The organism is Candidatus Hydrogenedentota bacterium (assembly GCA_019695095.1).
Taxonomy (GTDB): domain Bacteria; phylum Hydrogenedentota; class Hydrogenedentia; order Hydrogenedentales; family SLHB01; genus JAIBAQ01.
On record JAIBAQ010000120.1, the window covers coordinates 1 to 18,764 of the forward strand.

The following is an 18,764-nucleotide window of genomic DNA, read 5'->3' on the forward strand; positions in this document are numbered from 1 at the left end:
ACCAAAATGTCACCTCGCGGAACCGATGCAAGCGACACCGAACTCGAAGTCTTGAAAGCCCTCTGGGAAATCAAATCCGGTACCGTGCGTGACGTCGGAGAAGTCCTCCTTCGCTGCGGACATCAGTGGGCATACACCACAATCCAAACCTTGCTGATTCGACTGCAATCAAAGGGCCTAGTCACAGTCCGTAAGGTCAGCACGCCGCACACCTACGAACCCGCCGTCACGCGCGAGAAGCTTTTGGGCATGCGTTTGAAAGAGCTGGCGCTGAACCTATGCGACGGCACACCTACGCCACTGGTTCGCGCCTTGGTCTCGCAAGAGACCTTCTCTCGTGACGACATCGCCCGCTTCAGGAACCTGTTGGACGAACTTGAAGGCAAACAAGGCTGACAATGTGGCTCTTGTCCGGCAATTAGCCCGATCCTGCAAGTAAGCCGTTACCGAAAGGGCATAGACACATTACGGCCGTCGTCTCCAGCCCAAATCGTAAGCTCCTCCCATGTCACAACATTGCGAGCCATCGCTCGAAATAGTACTATCGAACGAGTTAGCCCCGTCACGTGGGGAAAGGGGGAGGGTTCCATCGCATGTCCGGTACGATTCCACCGCAACTGCCTCAGCAGCCACCGCCGCTTCCGCCGAATCTATTGAAGACACCGCCAAATCCCCAATACCGCTACACCCCACCCAGAAGGAAAGCGTCATCCGACAAGACCCTTGCCGTGACAAGTCTGATTCTTGGAATTGTGGGCTTACTTGGTAGCTCATGTTTTGTGGGTCTTTTCTTTGCAGTTGCGGGAATCCTCGTTGGCATCTTTCACCTGAAAGGACAGACCGAAGCGCGTCCGGTTGCATGGACCGGTATTGCGCTATCGACGGTTGCTTGCTTTGTTGCGGTTGCCTCCATGATCTTCTTTTCATCGCTCCTCGGCGACATGTTCGGAAACATGAATCAGGATATGGAATCCCACTTCTTCGCGGAATGGGAAGGAGTGAGAGCACCCGATTTCGACGTAGTCTCAGACCAGGGGACAAAACTGAAGCTGAGCGAGCTTCGCGGACAGCGAGTGGTTGTCTGCGTATTTGAGTTCATGTTGACCGGCCAAAAGCAGATGATCGATGACATAAACACCTTGGCAACGGAACTGACGGGTTCAACCACCTTCATCGTCATCAATGAAGGAGTCGCATCGCTACCCTCGGTTGACAAGAATGGAAACCCCAGCAAGATCCAAGTCGTTTCTTCGAACATGCCTGTGCCGTATGGAGATGGCGCTCTGGATACCACGCTCTTTTTCATAGAGCGGCAGGGAGTTATCGATCATGTCATAGAGAGAAAGAGGAGTATCGAGAAGTTGCGCAAGTTAGCGACGGCGCCCGACTACTCCTGGAAGGTGAAAGAAGACCCGGATGACCCGGAACCGGAACTGACCGAAAGCCCGTCTCCACTCGCCCTCAAAGAGATGTGGAGACTTCCGTTATCTGAGGCCGCCTCCCTCTCGATTGGCGATCTGAATCAAGACGGCTCGAATGACATTTGTGTCGTCAACAGCGACGGCAAACTTACCGCCTACGATCCCGACGGCAAACCCGTTCATTCAATCCGATTGGCAGGCATCAGTGTATTCGGAATGCGCGCCCTGGGAGTACAGGGTGTAGCAATGCCCCGACTTGAGAGCCAAGTTGAATTCGGCACGCACAAGACGGGTCCGCGTTTGCTCGTGTATGAGAGTTTGAACGGAGGCGTCCAGATTCTTGACATGAAAGGAAAGGAGTTGTGGTCAAAGGGAGGCTTCATGGGGAGCGGGTCTGCACATTGGGGAGACCTGGACGGAGACGGATCGGACGAAGTGACCATAGCAACCGACGGTTTCGGGTCGATAGAGGCATGTTCAGCCGAAGGAAAGTCGCTGTGGAAAGACCGCATCATGGGTCCGATGTTCAGTGTCGCGATACTCCCGGCCTATGGCAACCGCAAAGGGTACGTTTTCACGCCCGGTATGGGCGAATCGGTGCGCGTGTATGCGCACGACGGCAAACAACTCGACAGCATTTCCTCCGGCGGTCTATATGTGCGTAATGTTGAAGCAGCTCAACTCGACGCTGCTGGTCTTGCTCAGATAGTTGTCTTCGGCAAAGACTTCGATCCAGACAGGGGAATGGTCGTTGCCTATGATCCAGATGGCAACAAGGCATGGTCTGCCTCTGTGGACTCCAATCTGGATTTCATTCGACAAATTAACGTGTGCTGCGGTGACGCCGATGGCGACGGCGTCAAGGACTGGGTCTTTCCCGACGCGACGGGAGACCTCATCATAGTCAGTCACGATGGGACGAAACTTGGCACTTTGCAGATAAGCGGCTCGTTTGATCGGATTGAAATTCTCCCCAGGCCGGGCGCTACTTCATTGCTCGTTGCGCTTTCAAGAAGCAGCATAATCGCTTATAGCCTGGAGTCCGCTTCTGAACTGCCGCACGAAGAATCGTCACAAGAGGCCAAGCAAGACGCTCCAACGCCTTAATAATGAGGCCGCAAGAGAGACCGTGCGCCGCCTGCCGGATTAGTGCACAAACTCGCACCGCCGGTTTTTGGCCCACGCCACCTCGTCATGCCCAACAACAGCAGGCATTTCTTCCCCATAGCTGATTGTCATGAGTTGAGTGGAAGGCACACCGAGCTGTTCCAAATGTGCACGCACCGTCTGCGCTCGCGTTTCTGCCAGTGCGAGATTGTATTCCTGAGAGCCTCGCTCGTCGCAATGGCCTTGGATTTGTACTCGCAGACCTGGGTAACCCTTTAGGATTTCCGATTTCTTTTGGAGTGATTCCAACGCATCGGCCCGCAACGCGTAGCTGTCGTAATCGAAGTACACAGGCGCGGCAAGGACTCCATCCCTATCAATCTTCCCCGGCCACAGGTCGGAAAAGACCTCCACATTCGGCCTGCCCAAAGTGGTCGGCGGGGCGCTGTGCACGTCGTTATGCGAGCCATGCTGGCAGCCAATACACACTACCGCAATTGCGACTGCAATCAATGAGCACATTCGCTTCCGCATCATAGTGTCTCCGTTTTGGATCTCCGAAATCTGTACTTCAATCTGGCACTTTCTTCGTTCTATTCGCGGAAGTTCTCTCCCTAGCCCGGTACATTTCCGCAAGGATTCAACCGCAATTCCCCGTGGCTCCAGTGCTTCCGGTGATTTGAGAACATTCGCTCCTGATTGAGCCTCCTTTTCGTGTGATTCGTCTGATTCGTGGTCAAATTCTATCCCCCATCTTCTGTGCGTTTTGTGCCTTCTTCCGACAAGGTCTGTGCAAGCGTTACAGATACTCCCGTGCTCCCAGCGTTCCCCGTGGTTTGTAGTCACACGCGCCGGATTGATCCTTCTTTTCGGTGTTCCTCGGTGTGAATCGGTGGTTGAGTCAATTGGGTTGTGGCTATGCTGCGCTGCGATTGTCCGGCGCTCTGCGTAACAGCCGGGAAGGCCGCACTCGGATCACTGAGGTATGTAATACGTTTGGCCCGGCCAAAGGTTTCCCGTCCGCGCCCACACGCCTCCACGAGAAAATAGAACCGCCGCCCCCCCGAGGGAAGCGGCGGTGATACAGGTTCCGTGTGGCCCGTTCGGATCGCGGGTACTAGTAACGGTAATGCTCCGGTTTATAGGGACCTTCAACAGGTACCCCGAGGTATTTCGCCTGCTTGGCGCTCAACTGCTCAAGCTTTGCGCCGAGCTTATCGAGGTGAAGCCGCGCGACTTCTTCGTCGAGCTTCTTCGGCAGCGTGTACACCTTTCCAATCTCGTACTTCTCGGTCTCCGTCGCCAGCGAAATCTGAGCGATGGTCTGATTCGAGAACGAATTCGACATCACGAACGACGGATGGCCCGTCGCACAACCCAAGTTCACTAAGCGGCCGCGCGCAAGCACGAGTATGGCCTTTCCATCCGGAAACACGAACTTGTCCACCTGCGGCTTGATCTCGATGTCCTTGATGTCCTTCTGAGATTCCAGCCAAGCCATGTCGATCTCGCTGTCAAAGTGACCGATGTTGCACAGAATGGCCTCGTTCTTCATGGCTTGCATGTGCTTCCCGCAAACCACGTCACAGCAGCCCGTCGCGGTCACGAAGATGTCGCCCAACGGCGCAGCTTCGTCCATCGTCACCACCTGATAGCCTTCCATACATGCCTGCAGCGCGCAAATCGGGTCAATTTCCGTGATGAGTACGCGCGCACCCAGGCCGCGCATCGCATCCGCGCAGCCCTTGCCCACGTCGCCATACCCGGCCACGACGACCACCTTGCCGGCGACCATGATATCCGTCGCGCGCTTGATGCCGTCCGCCAGCGACTCCCGGCAACCGTACAGGTTGTCGAATTTTGACTTCGTCACGCTGTCATTCACGTTGATTGCGCGCGTGAACAGCTTTCCTTCCGCCATCATGTGATACAACCGGTGCACGCCTGTCGTCGTCTCTTCCGAAACGCCAATCCACTCCTCGACGTACTTGTGCCACTTCATCGGATTCTCTGCATGGACCTGGTGCAACAACGTGTCGATGATCTCGATTTCCTTGTTGTCCCGGCAGATTTCCGGCAGCTTTCCCGTCTTGTTGTACGTCTCCTCGAAATCGTATCCGCGATGGATGAACAGCGTTGCGTCGCCACCATCGTCCACGATGAGGTTCGGACCGCTGCCGTCCGGCCACGTCAGCGCCTGCAACGTGCACCACCAATAATCTTCAAGCGTTTCGCCTTTCCACGCGAACACCGGTGTACCCACCTTCGCGATCGCAGCGGCGGCGTGATCCTGTGTTGAATAAATGTTGCAGCTCGCCCAGCGAACATCGGCGCCCAGCGCCGTCAAGGTCTCAATCAGAACCGCCGTCTGGATGGTCATGTGTAGCGATCCCATCACACGGTGGCCCTTAAGCGGCTGCTTCGCGGCATAGCGTTTGCGGATGGCCATCAACCCCGGCATTTCATTCTCTGCCAGTTCGATTTCCTTACGTCCCCATTCCGCGAGACCCATGTCCGCTACCTTGTACTGCACCTGCTCTTCGGTCGTAAGCATTCGTCGACTCCTATATGTAATGTGTGAACTGACAGCGCCTGAGAAAAAGAAGTATAGGGCCGATTCGTACCTTGGTCAACCCGGAATGACCTCACTCCATTTAAGAACTGCTTCATGCACATTCAATGAACGAGACTCGCATTCTCGGGCGCGGCAATAGGTTCGCGGATCGTGAATCAACGGTCTACCGCTTCATGGGCGCGCTGACTAACGGATTGAATCTGTCTCCGCCTACCCGCAATTGTTTATCCTCAAAAAAGTAAATTTGTGTTAACTGTCGGGATTAAACCGCCCCTTTTGGGTGTTAATGCGTACAAATTGGGAGTTGTAAGGCATTGGGTAGTACGCGGTTACAGATGAATCGAGAAAAACCTCGCGAAACGCTTGACTTTCGATTCAAAAATGTATACACTCCGCCGTCCTTGGCTGCCAAACCGAAGTCCTCTGGTGACGACTTCAATTCTTGGCAGCTTGAGTTATGTCTTTCGGGACCGCGAACGGCATGGCTGCATTGAGGGGTAAGGGGCTCCTGGTCGCGTAATGCGTCTTTGGGGTTGACTGCTCAGGCGGTGCGGCTATTTACCGGTCGATAACGTTTGCAAGGCTGATTCGGACAGGCTAGAGGCGTATCCCTTGTGATCCGCTATGCCTGAAGCAAGGCTGAATAAGAGGTACTCACGTGGCACAGGTCTTCCCATCGAGTATGAACACGGTGATGCGCGTCGGCATCGTGGGGGGAGTGATTTTCCTGAACGTGCTATTGGGCGGTGCGATGGCTTTCTATCGGTCGCCCTTTGTGACCAACGTAAACATCGCCAAAGAGCAGGTCGTGCCGTTCAGCCACAAGCATCATGTTGCAGGTCTCGGTATCGACTGCCGGTACTGCCACACCTCCGTCGATTCCAGTCCGTTCGCGGGCATTCCTCCCACCGAAACCTGCATGACCTGCCATTCGCAGGTCTGGACTGAAGCCCCCATGCTGCAGCCTGTCCGTGATAGTTGGGACACGGGCAAACCCCTTGTCTGGAATCGCGTTACCGATCTTCCCGACTTTGTCTATTTCAATCACAGCATCCACGTCAACAAAGGCATTGGCTGCACGACGTGTCATGGTCAGGTTGACCAAATGCCCCTCATGTCCAAGGCCAACACCTTCCATATGTCGTGGTGTTTGCAGTGCCATAAAGCTCCGGAGAAATTCATTCGACCCAAAGACCAAGTCTACTCCGTGGACTGGAAACCGGGTGCAAACCAGCTTCAAGAAGGCAAGAAACTGGTTGAAGAGTACGGCGTCCGCGTTGAGCAGTTGACCAATTGTTCGGTGTGCCACCGGTAATCGTGACATGGAAGCACCAGGAACGAATGCAGTCGTGAATACATACGAGAATAAAAGAAACCGATTGGACTTGGCCTCGGTTCGCAAAGCAATAGCGGGTCGCACCGGCCGCGAATACTGGCAGAGTCTGGAAGAACTCGCGGAAACGCCTACGTTTCGCGAATTCATGGACCGCGAGTTCCCGCGCGAAGCCTCCGTCATGCCCGATGGAGTAGACCGCCGCGCCTTCCTCAAAGTAATGGGTGCCTCTCTGGCGTTGGCCGGCCTCAATGCGTGCTCGCGCCAGCCCAACGAGCAAATCATCCCCTACGTCAAGCCCCCAGTGGAATTGGTGCCCGGCACTCCGATGTACTTCGCCACCGCCATGACACAGGGCGGCTATGCCATTGGTCTTCTCGCGGAAAACCACATGGGACGGCCCACCAAATTGGAGGGCAATCCCAATCACCCGGCAAGCCTGGGCTCGACAGACATCTTCTCTCAAGCTTCCGTCCTTACTTTGTACGATCCCGACCGCTCCACCGTCGCCCGTAAGCTCGGCTCCATCAGCACCTGGGATACGTTCGCGAAATGGATCGACATTCTGGTCAATGGAGAGAAGCTAGCCGACGGCACGAAAATCTCGAAAGGGCTCCGGGATTCCGGCGGCACGAGTATTCGCATACTTACCGAAACCGTCACCTCTCCGACCCTGCAATTTCAGATCCAGCAGCTCCTCGCCAGCATGCCCGGCATGCGTTGGCATCAATACGAACCCAGCGGTCGCGACAATGCGGCTCGCGCTGCGCGCCTCGCGTTTGGCCAGCTCGTCGGCATTCAGTACAAAATGGATGCCGCCGATGTAGTCCTCTCGTTAGGTTCCGACTTCCTCACCGTTGGCCCGGGAAGCGTCCGCTACTCGCGCGATTTCGCCGCGAAGCGCGTTCCCGGCAACATGAATCGTCTTTACTGCGTAGAAGGAACGCCAACGCTTACCGGCGCAATGGCCGACCACGCCCTGCACGTGCGCCCAAGCCAAATAGAAGTCTTTGCACGGGCAATCGCGCGCAAACTGGGTGTCGATGCGCCCGGTCCCGAAGTCGACGAACCTCACCGCAAATTTGTGGATGCGGTCGCTGCGGATTTGCAGCAGCACGCCGGCTCCGGCATCGTCGTCGCCGGAGACTCCTTGTCGGCCAACGTCCACATCCTCGTGCACCGGATAAATGAAAAGCTCGGCAACGCAGGCAAGACTGTCCTGTACACCGATTCCATCGAAGCCGATCCCCAAGCCGCGGACCAGACCGAGTCCCTCAAGGCTCTCGTGCGCGACATGAAGGACGGCAAGGTCGAGTTGCTCATCATCGTTGGCGGAAATCCGGCGTACTACGCGCCTGCCGACCTTGATTTTTCCGCCGCCCTCGACAAAGTGGCCCACCGCGTGCACCTCGGCATGTATTATGACGAGACTGCAGAACGCTGCCACTGGCACCTTCCCGAAGCCCACTATCTCGAGTCCTGGAGCGACGCGCTCGCCTTTGACGGCACGGCCTCCATTGTGCAGCCGCTCATCGCGCCGCTGTACAACGGCAAATCCGCCCACGAACTGCTTGCAGCCGTCGCGGGCCAGCCGGGCAACGGCTATAACATCCTGCGTGAGTACTGGCAGAAACGTCACGGTGAGCAAGGCTTTGACGCTTTCTGGAAAACCGCCCTCGCAAAAGGCGTCGTGGAAGGCACCACGCTGCCCCCGAAGCCCATGACGGTCCGGCCGGACATCGCCGTCGCCGCTCCGGATGCGGCCTCGAAAGATGGGCTCGAAGTGGCGTTCTGTCTCGATTCAACGATTGGAGATGGGCGTTGGGCCAACAACGGCTGGCTGCAAGAATTGCCCAAGCCGCTTACAAAGATTACCTGGGACAACGCCATTATCGTCGGTTTGCCTCTTGCCGAGCGCATGAACCTCTCCAACTTCGACATCGTCGAAGTGACTATCGACGGGCGTAAGGTCCAAGGTCAGATTTGGATTCAACCCGGTCAGCCCGACAACCTCATCACGTTGTCTCTCGGCTACGGCCGCACCATGGCCGGCGCGGTCGGCAACGGAACAGGCTACAACGCCTACACGGTTCGCACGTCAGACAAGCTCTGGTTCGCGCAGGGTGTGGAGCTAAAGCGCATCGGCAACGGCCCCGAAATGGCCCGCACCGAAGTTCACCATCTTATCCGCGGCCAGCGTATGGAAGCCCTCTCCGAACATGGCCGTCATCTCGTGTTTGTCGGGACCGCGCAGGAATACGCCCAGGATCCAGAACTCTTTAAACGTGACGTGCATCTTCCCGAGCACGAAATGTCGATGTTCAAGTCTCCTGAACAAGAACATCAGCAGCAGTGGGGGATGACGATTGATCTGAGTGCCTGCACGGGTTGTGGCGTTTGCACCATTGCATGCCAGGCCGAGAACAACATCCCCGTCGTGGGCAAGGACCAAGTCCGCCGCGGCCGCGAAATGCACTGGATTCGCGTCGACCGCTACTACCAGGGCGATCCCGCCAATGAACCTCGCGCCGTGCATCAGCCCGTCGCCTGCGTTCAGTGCGAAAAGGCCCCCTGCGAAGTCGTTTGTCCCGTCGGCGCGACCGTCCACAGCAACGAAGGACTCAACGACATGGTGTACAACCGCTGCGTTGGGACCCGTTACTGCTCCAACAACTGCCCGTACAAAGTGCGCCGATTCAACTTCCTCCAGTACTCGGATCAGAAGACACCTGTCAAGCAGATGGTCTTCAACCCCGATGTGACAGTGCGCTCCCGCGGTGTCATGGAGAAGTGCTCCTACTGCGTGCAGCGAATTAACCTCGCTCGCATCGACGCCAAGAAGGAAGGCCGCAAGGTTCGCGAAGGCGAAATCGTCACGGCCTGTCAGGCCGCTTGTCCTGCCGCGGCCATCGCCTTCGGCGATATCGGCAACCCCGATAGCCGTGTCGCCAAAGATAGAAAAGACCCAAGAAACTACGCGTTGCTGGACGAACTCAATACGCGTCCACGTACCACATATATGGCAAAACTGAGAAACCCAAACCCTGAGCTTGAGGCGATTCCGACCAATGGCAGTAGCAAGAAACCTCGCGAGCATTGATCCCCAGCCACCCATTCTGGGTCCGGGGCATGACTACGGCACGCTAACCGACAAGGTTAGTGAAATTGTCGACGTCAAGCCGCATCCAAGAGTATGGTTCTTCTTTGCGGCGCTTGGCGCGCTGTTGCTGCTGGTATTCCTCAACTCCGTCGGATACCTGCTCGCAAAGGGTACCGGTATCTGGGGCATTAACGTACCCGTCGCGTGGGGCTGGGCCATCATCAACTTCGTCTGGTGGATCGGTATCGGTCACGCCGGTACCCTCATTTCCGCCATTCTCCTGTTGTTGAACCAGAATTGGCGCACCTCAATCAACCGATTCGCCGAAGCCATGACGTTGTTCGCCGTCGCGTGCGCGGGCATGTTCCCCCTGCTCCACATGGGACGTCCGTGGCTCTTCTACTTCATCCTTCCGTACCCGAACACCATGGCTCTCTGGCCCCAGTTCCGCAGCCCACTCGTCTGGGACGTGTTCGCAATCTCGACGTACGCAACCGTGTCTCTGCTCTTCTGGTACACGGGGCTGGTACCCGACCTTGCCACCATGCGCGACCGCGCCAAGAATCGAATCGCAAAAGTCATCTTCGGCCTCTTCTCGCTGGGTTGGCGCGGTTCGGCCGTACACTGGCACCGCTACGAAACCGCCTACCTTTTGTTGGCAGGCATCTCGACGCCACTCGTTGTGTCCGTGCATAGCGTGGTCAGCTTCGACTTCTCGGTGGGTATCATCCCCGGCTGGCACACGACTATCTTTCCGCCTTACTTCGTGGCTGGCGCCGTGTACGCAGGGTTCGCTATGGTGCTTACCCTCGCGATACCGCTACGCAAGTGGTACCACCTCGAAGACCTCATCACGATGAAGCACATCGACAACATGGCCAAGGTCATGCTCGTAACCGGCTTGGTGGTGTTTTACGGCTACTTGACGGAAGTCTTCTTCGCTTGGTACAGCGCCAATACCTTCGAGAAATACATGATGTTCGAAAACCGGATGACCGGCTACTATGCTCCCGCATACTGGGCGCTTATCTTCTGCAACGGACTCATGCCTCAGTTCCTGTGGTTCAAGCGTGTTCGCTTCAACCTCCCATTCCTGTTCTTTATCTGCATGGTTGTCAGCGTGGGCATGTGGCTCGAGCGCTACGTGATCGTCGTCACAAGCCTTTCCCAGGATTTCTTGCCCTCGTCATGGGGAATCTATCACGGAACGATTTGGGATATCGCCACCTTCGTCGGGACGATTGGTCTCTTCACGTTCCTCTTCTTCATGTTTGTTCGCTACGTACCCATGATCGCCATGTTTGAACTCAAAATGCTCTTGTACGACCAGAAGCACAAAGCGAAGGCTCACGCGAAGTAGGCTGAGGACGATTCGATGCACTCAGAACACGAACATAACGATGAAGGACCTAAGGTCTTTGGCATCATGGCCGAGTTCGACGACCCTGACGTCGTCGTCAAGGCGGCCCAGCGTGCCTATGACCAAGGTTACCGGAAATTGGATGCCTACAGCCCCTTCCCAGTTCACGGACTGGCCGAGGCCGTTGGCTATCGCAAGAATATCGTTGCTCCCCTTGTCTTATGCGGCGGCCTGACCGGCGCAATGACCGGCTTTGTCATGCAGTACATCGCCTGCACCTGGCACTACCCGTATCTGATTGGGGGCCGCCCGTTCTTGAGCTGGCCCATGTTCGTTCCTATCACGTTCGAAATGGGCATCCTGTTCGCCGCATTCAGCGCCGTTATCGGCATGTTCGCAATGAACGGACTTCCAATGCCCTATCACCCCGTCTTCAACGCAAAGGGGTTCGAGGGCGCTACACGCGACAAGTTCTATCTCTGTATCGAGGCGCGCGACGACAAGTACGACGAAACGGAGACTACTTCGTTTCTGAAAAGCCTCGGAGCGCAAAACGTTTCGGTGGTTGAGCAGTAATGAAAACACGTGAGGAGAATATGCGCCTGCGACGCGCTGCAACACGGTTCCGACGCATCGGCTCGGCAGTAATGGCTGTTGCCTCCATCGCCCTCGTGTCCGGTTGCCACCAAGGCATGTGGAACAACTCGCGTATCAAGCCATTGGAACGCGGGACTTTCTTCGCCAGCGGCGCCACGGCACAACCCTCTGTCGCGGGAACCATTCCCTTTGGCGAAGCCAATGCCAGCGACTACGACATCCTTCTTACAACCGGCAAAATCAACGGGGTGGATTCCCCCGTGTTTCCTTTCGAAATCACGAAAGACGTGCTCAAGCGCGGACAGGAACGCTACAACATCTACTGCGCTCCGTGCCACAGTCAGACTGGCGACGGACGCGGCATGATTGTACAGCGCGAAATGAAGCTCGCCGGCAACTACCACCAAGATCGTCTGCGGCAGGCCCCCCCGGGTTATTTCTTTGATGTCATCACCAACGGATTTGGCGTCATGTACAGCTATGCCTCTCGCATCACGCCAAAAGATAGATGGGCTATCGTCGCCTATATTCGGGCGCTTCAGTTGAGTCAAAACGCCTCTCTGGCCGACGTCCCCAAGGACGAACTGGAGAAGCTGCTGAAGCCGCAGCCGGAAGCGGGCGCGAACGATTCGCATGGAACTGCACAAGGCGGACATCAACAATGAATTACCCGAAGTTGGATAGCCTACGAAGCAAGGCGCTCATAGCGTGTGGGGCAGGTGTTATCGTCTCCCTGCTTGGCCTCTTCATTTCCGGAAAGACCCAGTTCTTTCAGTCCTATCTCTATGCGTTCATGCTGTGGAACGGTCTCTCGCTTGGTTGTCTTTCCCTGTTGATGCTCCACCACATGGTCGCGGGCCGCTGGGGCTTCATGATTCAACGTTTTCTCGAGGCAGGTACGCGCATTCTCCCGATCATGTTGCTACTCTTCCTGCCAATCCTCCTCTACGGTGTCTACATCCTATATCCGTGGGCTCCGGGGGGCGCATTAGCGCATCACGAAATCATCCAGGCAAAAGCTGCCTTCCTCAACATAACCGGCTTCCGGATCCGCGCACTTATCTACTTTGCGGTTTGGATTGCCCTGTCCTTCTTGTTGACACGTTTGTCGATCGCCCAGGACAAAGACGGCGATCCGGCGCGTACCCTGCGTCTGCGTTGGATCAGCGGACCCGGAATCGTAGCTCAAGTCCTGACGATCACGTTTGCCATGACCGACTGGGGAATGTCGCTTGAACCGGAGTGGTTCTCAACGATCTACGCGCCCATCTTCATCGTGGGACAAGGTCTGGGTGCCTTAGCGCTATGCATCATCATTCTCTCCAAAGTCGCAGACACTGAACCGCATTCAAAGGTCATGAGCGTAGACTTCTATCATCACCTGGGTGGTTTGCTCTGCGCATTCACAGTAGTGTGGACGTACTTCTCCTTTTCGCAGTACCTGATTACCTGGTCAGGCAACTTGCCTGAAGAGATTCCGTGGTACCTTCATCGCACCGGGCCCGGGCTCAATCTCATCGCGTTAACGCTGATGCTCTTCAACTTCGCATTGCCCATGTTCATCCTGTTCCAGAGGCGCGTGAAGCGATCAGCTCGCGCCCTCGTCTTCATGGCAATGTGGGTCTTCCTAGCGCGGTTTGTAGATGTCTTCTGGATTATCAAGCCCGCGTTTACTCCCAATCGCCTGGGCATCCATATTCTGGACTTCTCCGCCCACGCTGCGATTGGAGGACTTTGGCTCTTCCTGTTTGTTACTCAGATTAAGAAGTACCCCTTGCTGCCGCTCCACGACCAGCGCATGGAAGCCGCCTTGGGGGGGCATGAACATGGTGAGGAGGCAGTCGAACATGCATAAGAATCACCACGACTCTCCTTCCCACAATCCGGGCTACGAAACCCGAGATGTAAAGGGAAAACAGGTCTTTTGGTCGCTTGCGGTGTTGTCCGTCATCACGGTCATCTGTATCTTCATCGCGGTATGGATATTCAACTTCTTTGACAAGGATCTGCCTTCCAGTGCGGCAGTAGTACCCTCGGTCGCTGGCAAGGAACGCATTCTGCCGCCCGAACCCCGTTTGCAGGCTATGCCCCCCCTGGATCTCAAGAAGTACAACGCTGATCAATTGGCAGCAGTCACAACGTACGGGTGGGTCGACAAGAACGCCCAACGTCTGCATGTCCCAATTGAACTTGCAATCGATTTGACCGCGCAGCGCGGACTGCCCCACATCAATCCGGGCGATCCGCTTCCTGCGGTGACGCCCCCGGCGCAAGCGGCCTCGCCCGCCGCCGCGTCTCCCGCTCCTGCTGCGAATCCCGCGCCTCAGACTCCGCCCGCGGCGCCCAGCGCAGGTGCACAATGAAGCGCATCTTCATAGAGAGGAACCGGCGTTCGGTCAACGTGGCCGCCGTGCTTGTTGGCGCGTGCATTAGCCTTATGGCCACGCAAGCCGCTTCCGCGCAGACGCTTGGTGCTCCTTCGCCCCCCGATGTCGGAATCGATCAGAAGTTGGGTGCGCAAGTCCCTCTGGAACTGACATTCCGGGATGAGTCCGGCAAGACAGTAAAGCTCGCCGATCTCATGAATGGCAAGCCCGTGGTGCTTTCACTCGTCTACTACGAGTGCCCAATGCTCTGCGGTGAAGTTCTTCAGGGTATGTTGTCTGCGTTCAACAAACTGCCATTTACCATAGGCGACCAGTACCAGGTCTTTACGGTCAGCTTCGATCCAAAAGAAACTAACGAGCTGGCCGTCATGAAGAAGAAGAACATGCTGGAAGCTTACAAAGATGCTAAGTCCGGTGCAGATGGTTGGCATTTCCTCACCGGAGACCAGGAGAACATTCAAAAGCTCGCCGACACGGTCGGCTTCCGCTTCCAATATCTGCCCAGCGCAGACCAATACGCCCATGGCAGCGGCATCATGCTGCTTACGCCGGATGGAAAGGTGTCGCACTACTTTTACGGCATCGAGTACCCGGAATCGGATCTCCGCTTGGGCCTTGTCGACGCTTCGGAAGGCAAGATCGGTTCCTTGGCAGACGCCGTCCTCTTGCTTTGTTACAAATACGATCCCGCTTCGGGTGCGTATGGCTTGGTCATTATGCGCGTGCTTCGTCTCGCGGCCGTTGCGACCGTCTTGGCGATTTCTACTCTAGTTGGCGTCCTGCTTATGCAGGAGAAACGGCGTCGGCGCCGCCTTGCGGCCAGTGATGCCACTGCGGGCTCGCCCGCGCTTTCTCGGTGATGATATGAACCGCGGCACAAACCAGTATGCGATCAGTCTTGTGGGGTTGCAGATAACGAAGGTGTTGTAGAGCGTTGTCATGAACATAACATTGATCCCAGAATCGGCGTCGACCGTTGCTCCCAAGGTGGACCTGCTCTTGTACGTGCTTACGGGCTTGAGCGTGTTCTTCTTCTTTGCAGTGGTCCTGATGGTCGCCTTCCTTGCAATTCGCTACCGAAAGGGCGCCAAGGTTAACCGGCACTTGGAAGACCCCGACAACAAGACCCTGGAGCTAACGTGGACCATTATCCCCACCATATTAGCTCTTGGCATTTTCTTCTGGTCGGCCATGGTGTTCTTCGACATCTCCCGAGTGCCTGAGCACGGCCTTGAAGTCCTGGTCACTGGCAAGCAATGGATGTGGAAGATCCAACATCCAAATGGCAAACGGGAAATCAATGAATTGCACGTGCCGCGCGGACAGGCCGTAAAGCTCACCATGACATCGGAAGACGTGATTCACAGCTTCTTCATCCCGGCGTTTCGTGTCAAGAAAGACGTCTTGCCCAACCGCTACACCACGATGTGGTTTGAGCCTACAAAAGTGGGTTCGTACCACCTCTTCTGTGCCGAATACTGCGGCACCGATCACTCGCGCATGGTCGGCAAGATCACCGTGATGGAACCTGAAGATTATCAGAGGTGGCTTGCCGGTGAGTTGACCACGGCCGCAGCGCCCGCATCCTCCGGAGAGAAACTCTTCGCCAAGTTGGGGTGCGTAACCTGCCACGAAGGCCAGTCTCCTCGCGGGCCCGTGTTGGCCGGGGTTTTCGGGACGACCGTGAACCTGCAAAACGGCGAATCGGTCACCGTTGATGAGAACTACATTCGCGAGTCAATCCTGAATCCGCAGGCAAAGCTTGTTGCGGGCTATCCGCCCTTGATGCCTACGTTCCAGAATCAAATCAAAGAACAGGACTTGTTCACCCTGATCAATTACATCAAGTCGCTCAAGGGCGACAAGAAGAGTGGTAGTCAGTCATGAGCACAATTGCTATAACCCCCGAATCAGCGCTTCCGGCGCGAAAACACTATCTCAACATCAAGACGACTCTCGCGTCTTGGTTGCTGACGACCGACCACAAACGCATTGCCATTTTGTACCTGATCTCCATCTCGGTCTTCTTTGCTGCCGGCGGTTTCTTTGCCGGCCTTATCCGATTGGAGTTGTTGACCCCCAAAGGCGATTTGCTGGACGGCGATACCTACAACAAAGTCTTCACGCTTCACGGGATCATCATGATCTTCTTCTTCCTGATCCCGTCGATTCCCGCCGTGCTTGGGAACTTCCTCGTCCCCATCATGGTCGGCGCGAAAGACCTTGCCTTCCCGAAAATCAATCTGCTGAGCTGGTACCTGTACATCATCGGCGGAGGATTGGCGGTCTTCGCGCTTATCTCAGGCGGCGTCGATACCGGCTGGACGTTCTACACGCCCTACAGCAGCACCTATGCGCGTTCCGAGGTCTTTCTAGCGGTTTCCGCCGCGTTTGTCGCGGGCTTCTCGTCCATTCTGACCGGGCTCAACTTCATCGTGACGATTCACAAGATGCGCGCCCCCGGCCTCACGTGGTTCCGTCTCCCTCTGTTTATCTGGGCGCATTACGCGACCAGCCTTATCCAGATCCTCGGCACGCCCGTCGTTGCAATCACCCTGTTGCTCGTCGGACTGGAACGCCTCTTTCACGTAGGCATTTTCGATCCCAAACTCGGCGGTGACCCGGTGCTTTTCCAGCACTTGTTCTGGTTCTATTCGCATCCCGCCGTGTACATCATGATCCTCCCCGGGATGGGCGTGATCAGCGAAGTCATCACCTGCTTTGCTCGCAAGCGCGTATTCGGCTACGAGTTCATCGCCTTCTCGAGCATGGCAATCGCCATCATCGGGTTCCTGGTCTGGGGCCACCACATGTTCGTGAGCAGCCAGTCCACCTATGCGGGCATCGTCTTCTCCCTGCTCACGTTCCTTGTGGCGGTGCCGTCCGCAATCAAAGTCTTCAATTGGACGGCAACGCTGTATAAAGGCGAGATATCCTTTGAAGCCCCCATGATGTTTGCCTTTGGCTTTATTGGCCTCTTCACTATCGGCGGTTTGACCGGCCTCTTCCTTGGCGCGATGGGCACCGACGTGCACTTCCACGACACGTACTTCGTAGTCTCGCACTTCCACTACGTCATGGTCGGCGGAATGGTGATGGGCTTCCTCTGCGGCATGCACTTCTGGTGGCCCAAGATGACCGGGCGGATGTATCCGCAGAATATCGCCATCGTGGCCGCCGTGCTCGTGTTCATCGGGTTCAACTTCACGTTCTTCCCGCAGTTCATTCTCGGCTACTTGGGCATGCCCCGCCGCTACCACGAGTACGCGCAAGAATTTCAGATGCTGAACGTGATGTCGACGGCAGGCGCGTCGGTTCTCGGATTCGGGTACCTTCTGCCTGTGATCTACTTCACGTGGTCGCTGTTCAAGGGTCCTGCGGCAGGGCCAAACCCATGGAATGCGAAGGGCATCGAGTGGCAGGTGCAGTCGCCGCCGCCCACGTTTAATTTCGACGAAGGCCGGCCCATCGTGGTCGAAGAAGCATACGCCTATTCAACGGAGGGGTAGCACGTGTCGAGCAGTACGGATAGCCTTGTAGCCCATCACTTCGAGGACATGGAGCAGCAGACAGAGTCTGCCATCCTCGGAATGTGGCTCTTTCTGGCCCAGGAAATCATGTTCTTCGGTGGCCTGTTTGCGGCGTACCTTGTGTACCGCTTCAAGTATCCCGAAGCGTGGGCCGCAGGCAGCGAAGAACTCAACATCACGCTCGGCGCGTTCAACACCGTCGTGCTGCTGGTCAGCAGTCTCACCATGGCCATGTCAGTCCACGCGGCGCAGACAGGTAAGCAGAAGCGCCTCATCAGCTTCTTGTTCCTGACTTTGGCCCTGGGATTGACCTTCCTAGTCGTCAAGTACTTCGAGTACAAGGCGAAATGGGAACACCACTTAGTCCCCGGTTCCAATTTTGTGATTCACAGCAAGATGTTTCCCGATGTGGACCAGGCCCATTCGCAGTTGTTTTTCGTTCTCTACTTCTTCATGACGGGAATGCACGCGCTGCATATGGTCATCGGTGCGGGCTTGCTCATCTGGCTCATCGTCTTGGCCTACAAAAACTACTTCACTCCCCAACGCTTCATGAAAGTGGAGCTGGTTGGGTTCTACTGGCACTTCGTCGATATCGTGTGGGTATTCCTGTTCCCCTTGTTGTACTTGGTTCATCGGCACGTCTAGCGCCGAGTTAGTAGGAGCATCGTTTAGCCATGTCCCACTACGTGGTTCCACCGTCCGTCTATGTGAAAGCCGCCATTGCGCTGGCCGTTCTCATGGCCTTGACCATCTTTGCCGCATTCATCGACATGGGCTCCATGAACCCCGTCGTCGCGATGACCATCTCCGTCGCCAAAGCCGTCGTGATTGTGCTGTTCTTCATGAACGTGAAATACAGCTCTCGCTTGACGTGGGTATTCGTCGGAGGCGGGTTCTTCTGGCTGATCATCCTCTTCGGCATGCTTATGCCCGACTACGTATCCAGAGATTGGCAGCACCAAGGCCAGCCGTGGGCCGTCACTCAGCAGCAAGCCCCTGCCCACACCCCCGAAGCCCCAGCACCCCAACCCTAACGATTACAGACCCTTTTCGATTTCTAGCGCCCGGCTTCCGTCGACATACCTGGCGGCCGCCGGGCTTTCTCACATCTTTTGGTCGCACCCGGTCTCTGTGCCGGCCGTCATAGTCCTCATGCTGCCGCCGCCCCCGGCTTCTAATGTGTCGCAGGCATCTTGCCTGCGCTCTTTGTCCTCTATGCCGCAACGCCTATCTCTACCTCACACCTCCCCGCAACCGCTCATCCACGCTGTCATCCCGAGTCCGCTTCCAGCGGACGAGGGATCTGGCTCAAACCCACAACATCTGCCGTAGACCAAGCGACCAGAGAGAG

General features: G+C 56.3%; 16 protein-coding genes. 14 read left to right on the top strand and 2 right to left on the bottom strand.

Annotation, left to right across the window (positions count from 1 at the left end):
• The coding region (locus K1Y02_17650) for a BlaI/MecI/CopY family transcriptional regulator (protein ID MBX7258191.1) at positions 1-396 on the top strand (396 nt) is incomplete at its 5' end.
• A 197-nt stretch (positions 397-593) separates the two neighbouring features.
• Positions 594-2,528, top strand: coding sequence for a PQQ-binding-like beta-propeller repeat protein (locus K1Y02_17655; protein MBX7258192.1), 1,935 nt, complete (start codon positions 594-596; stop codon positions 2,526-2,528).
• Positions 2,529-2,567: 39 nt separating this feature from the next.
• On the opposite strand, the gene K1Y02_17660 is transcribed toward K1Y02_17655, so the two are convergent.
• Entirely contained in the window at positions 2,568-3,065 is a 498-nt protein-coding gene (locus K1Y02_17660) for an OmpA family protein (protein MBX7258193.1), read from the bottom strand.
• A 580-nt stretch (positions 3,066-3,645) separates the two neighbouring features.
• Positions 3,646-5,082 (bottom strand): adenosylhomocysteinase, encoded by a 1,437-nt coding sequence (gene ahcY / locus K1Y02_17665; protein MBX7258194.1) that lies wholly within the window; start codon positions 5,080-5,082, stop codon positions 3,646-3,648.
• Between the two features lie 703 nt (positions 5,083-5,785).
• Here ahcY and K1Y02_17670 point away from each other — a divergent pair.
• The 12 genes from K1Y02_17670 (at position 5,786) to K1Y02_17725 (ending at position 18,447) form a co-directional block, all read left to right on the top strand.
• Positions 5,786-6,418: a cytochrome c family protein gene (locus tag K1Y02_17670; protein ID MBX7258195.1), complete on the top strand. Its 633-nt coding sequence runs from the start codon at positions 5,786-5,788 to the stop codon at positions 6,416-6,418.
• Between the two features lie 7 nt (positions 6,419-6,425).
• Positions 6,426-9,536, top strand: coding sequence for a TAT-variant-translocated molybdopterin oxidoreductase (locus K1Y02_17675; GenBank protein MBX7258196.1), 3,111 nt, complete (start codon positions 6,426-6,428; stop codon positions 9,534-9,536).
• The gene (gene nrfD, locus K1Y02_17680; GenBank protein ID MBX7258197.1) at positions 9,505-10,896 is read left to right on the top strand and encodes a polysulfide reductase NrfD; all 1,392 of its coding nucleotides are present in this window, start codon (positions 9,505-9,507) and stop codon (positions 10,894-10,896) included. Before K1Y02_17675 ends, nrfD begins: the two co-directional genes overlap by 32 nt.
• A 15-nt stretch (positions 10,897-10,911) precedes the next feature.
• On the top strand, positions 10,912-11,472 hold the full coding sequence (locus K1Y02_17685; protein MBX7258198.1) for a DUF3341 domain-containing protein: 561 nt from the start codon (positions 10,912-10,914) through the stop codon (positions 11,470-11,472).
• A 20-nt stretch (positions 11,473-11,492) separates the two neighbouring features.
• The gene (locus K1Y02_17690; GenBank protein MBX7258199.1) at positions 11,493-12,158 is read left to right on the top strand and encodes a cytochrome c; all 666 of its coding nucleotides are present in this window, start codon (positions 11,493-11,495) and stop codon (positions 12,156-12,158) included.
• Positions 12,155-13,348 carry a hypothetical protein gene (locus tag K1Y02_17695; protein ID MBX7258200.1) on the top strand — a complete coding sequence of 398 codons (1,194 nt, stop codon included), beginning with the start codon at positions 12,155-12,157 and terminating at the stop codon, positions 13,346-13,348. Before K1Y02_17690 ends, K1Y02_17695 begins: the two co-directional genes overlap by 4 nt.
• Complete coding sequence (locus K1Y02_17700) at positions 13,341-13,856, top strand: hypothetical protein (protein MBX7258201.1); 516 nt, start codon at positions 13,341-13,343, stop codon at positions 13,854-13,856. Before K1Y02_17695 ends, K1Y02_17700 begins: the two co-directional genes overlap by 8 nt.
• Positions 13,853-14,740 carry an SCO family protein gene (locus tag K1Y02_17705; GenBank protein ID MBX7258202.1) on the top strand — a complete coding sequence of 296 codons (888 nt, stop codon included), beginning with the start codon at positions 13,853-13,855 and terminating at the stop codon, positions 14,738-14,740. Before K1Y02_17700 ends, K1Y02_17705 begins: the two co-directional genes overlap by 4 nt.
• Before the next feature lie 79 nt (positions 14,741-14,819).
• Entirely contained in the window at positions 14,820-15,767 is a 948-nt protein-coding gene (coxB, locus tag K1Y02_17710; GenBank protein MBX7258203.1) for a cytochrome c oxidase subunit II, read from the top strand.
• The gene (locus K1Y02_17715) at positions 15,764-17,389 is read left to right on the top strand and encodes a cbb3-type cytochrome c oxidase subunit I (GenBank protein MBX7258204.1); all 1,626 of its coding nucleotides are present in this window, start codon (positions 15,764-15,766) and stop codon (positions 17,387-17,389) included. The genes coxB and K1Y02_17715 overlap by 4 nt, the downstream gene beginning before the upstream one ends.
• Before the next feature lie 48 nt (positions 17,390-17,437).
• Entirely contained in the window at positions 17,438-18,058 is a 621-nt protein-coding gene (locus tag K1Y02_17720; GenBank protein ID MBX7258205.1) for a cytochrome c oxidase subunit 3 family protein, read from the top strand.
• A gap of 29 nt (positions 18,059-18,087) precedes the next feature.
• Positions 18,088-18,447 carry a cytochrome C oxidase subunit IV family protein gene (locus K1Y02_17725; protein ID MBX7258206.1) on the top strand — a complete coding sequence of 120 codons (360 nt, stop codon included), beginning with the start codon at positions 18,088-18,090 and terminating at the stop codon, positions 18,445-18,447.
• Positions 18,448-18,764: the final 317 nt, after the last annotated feature.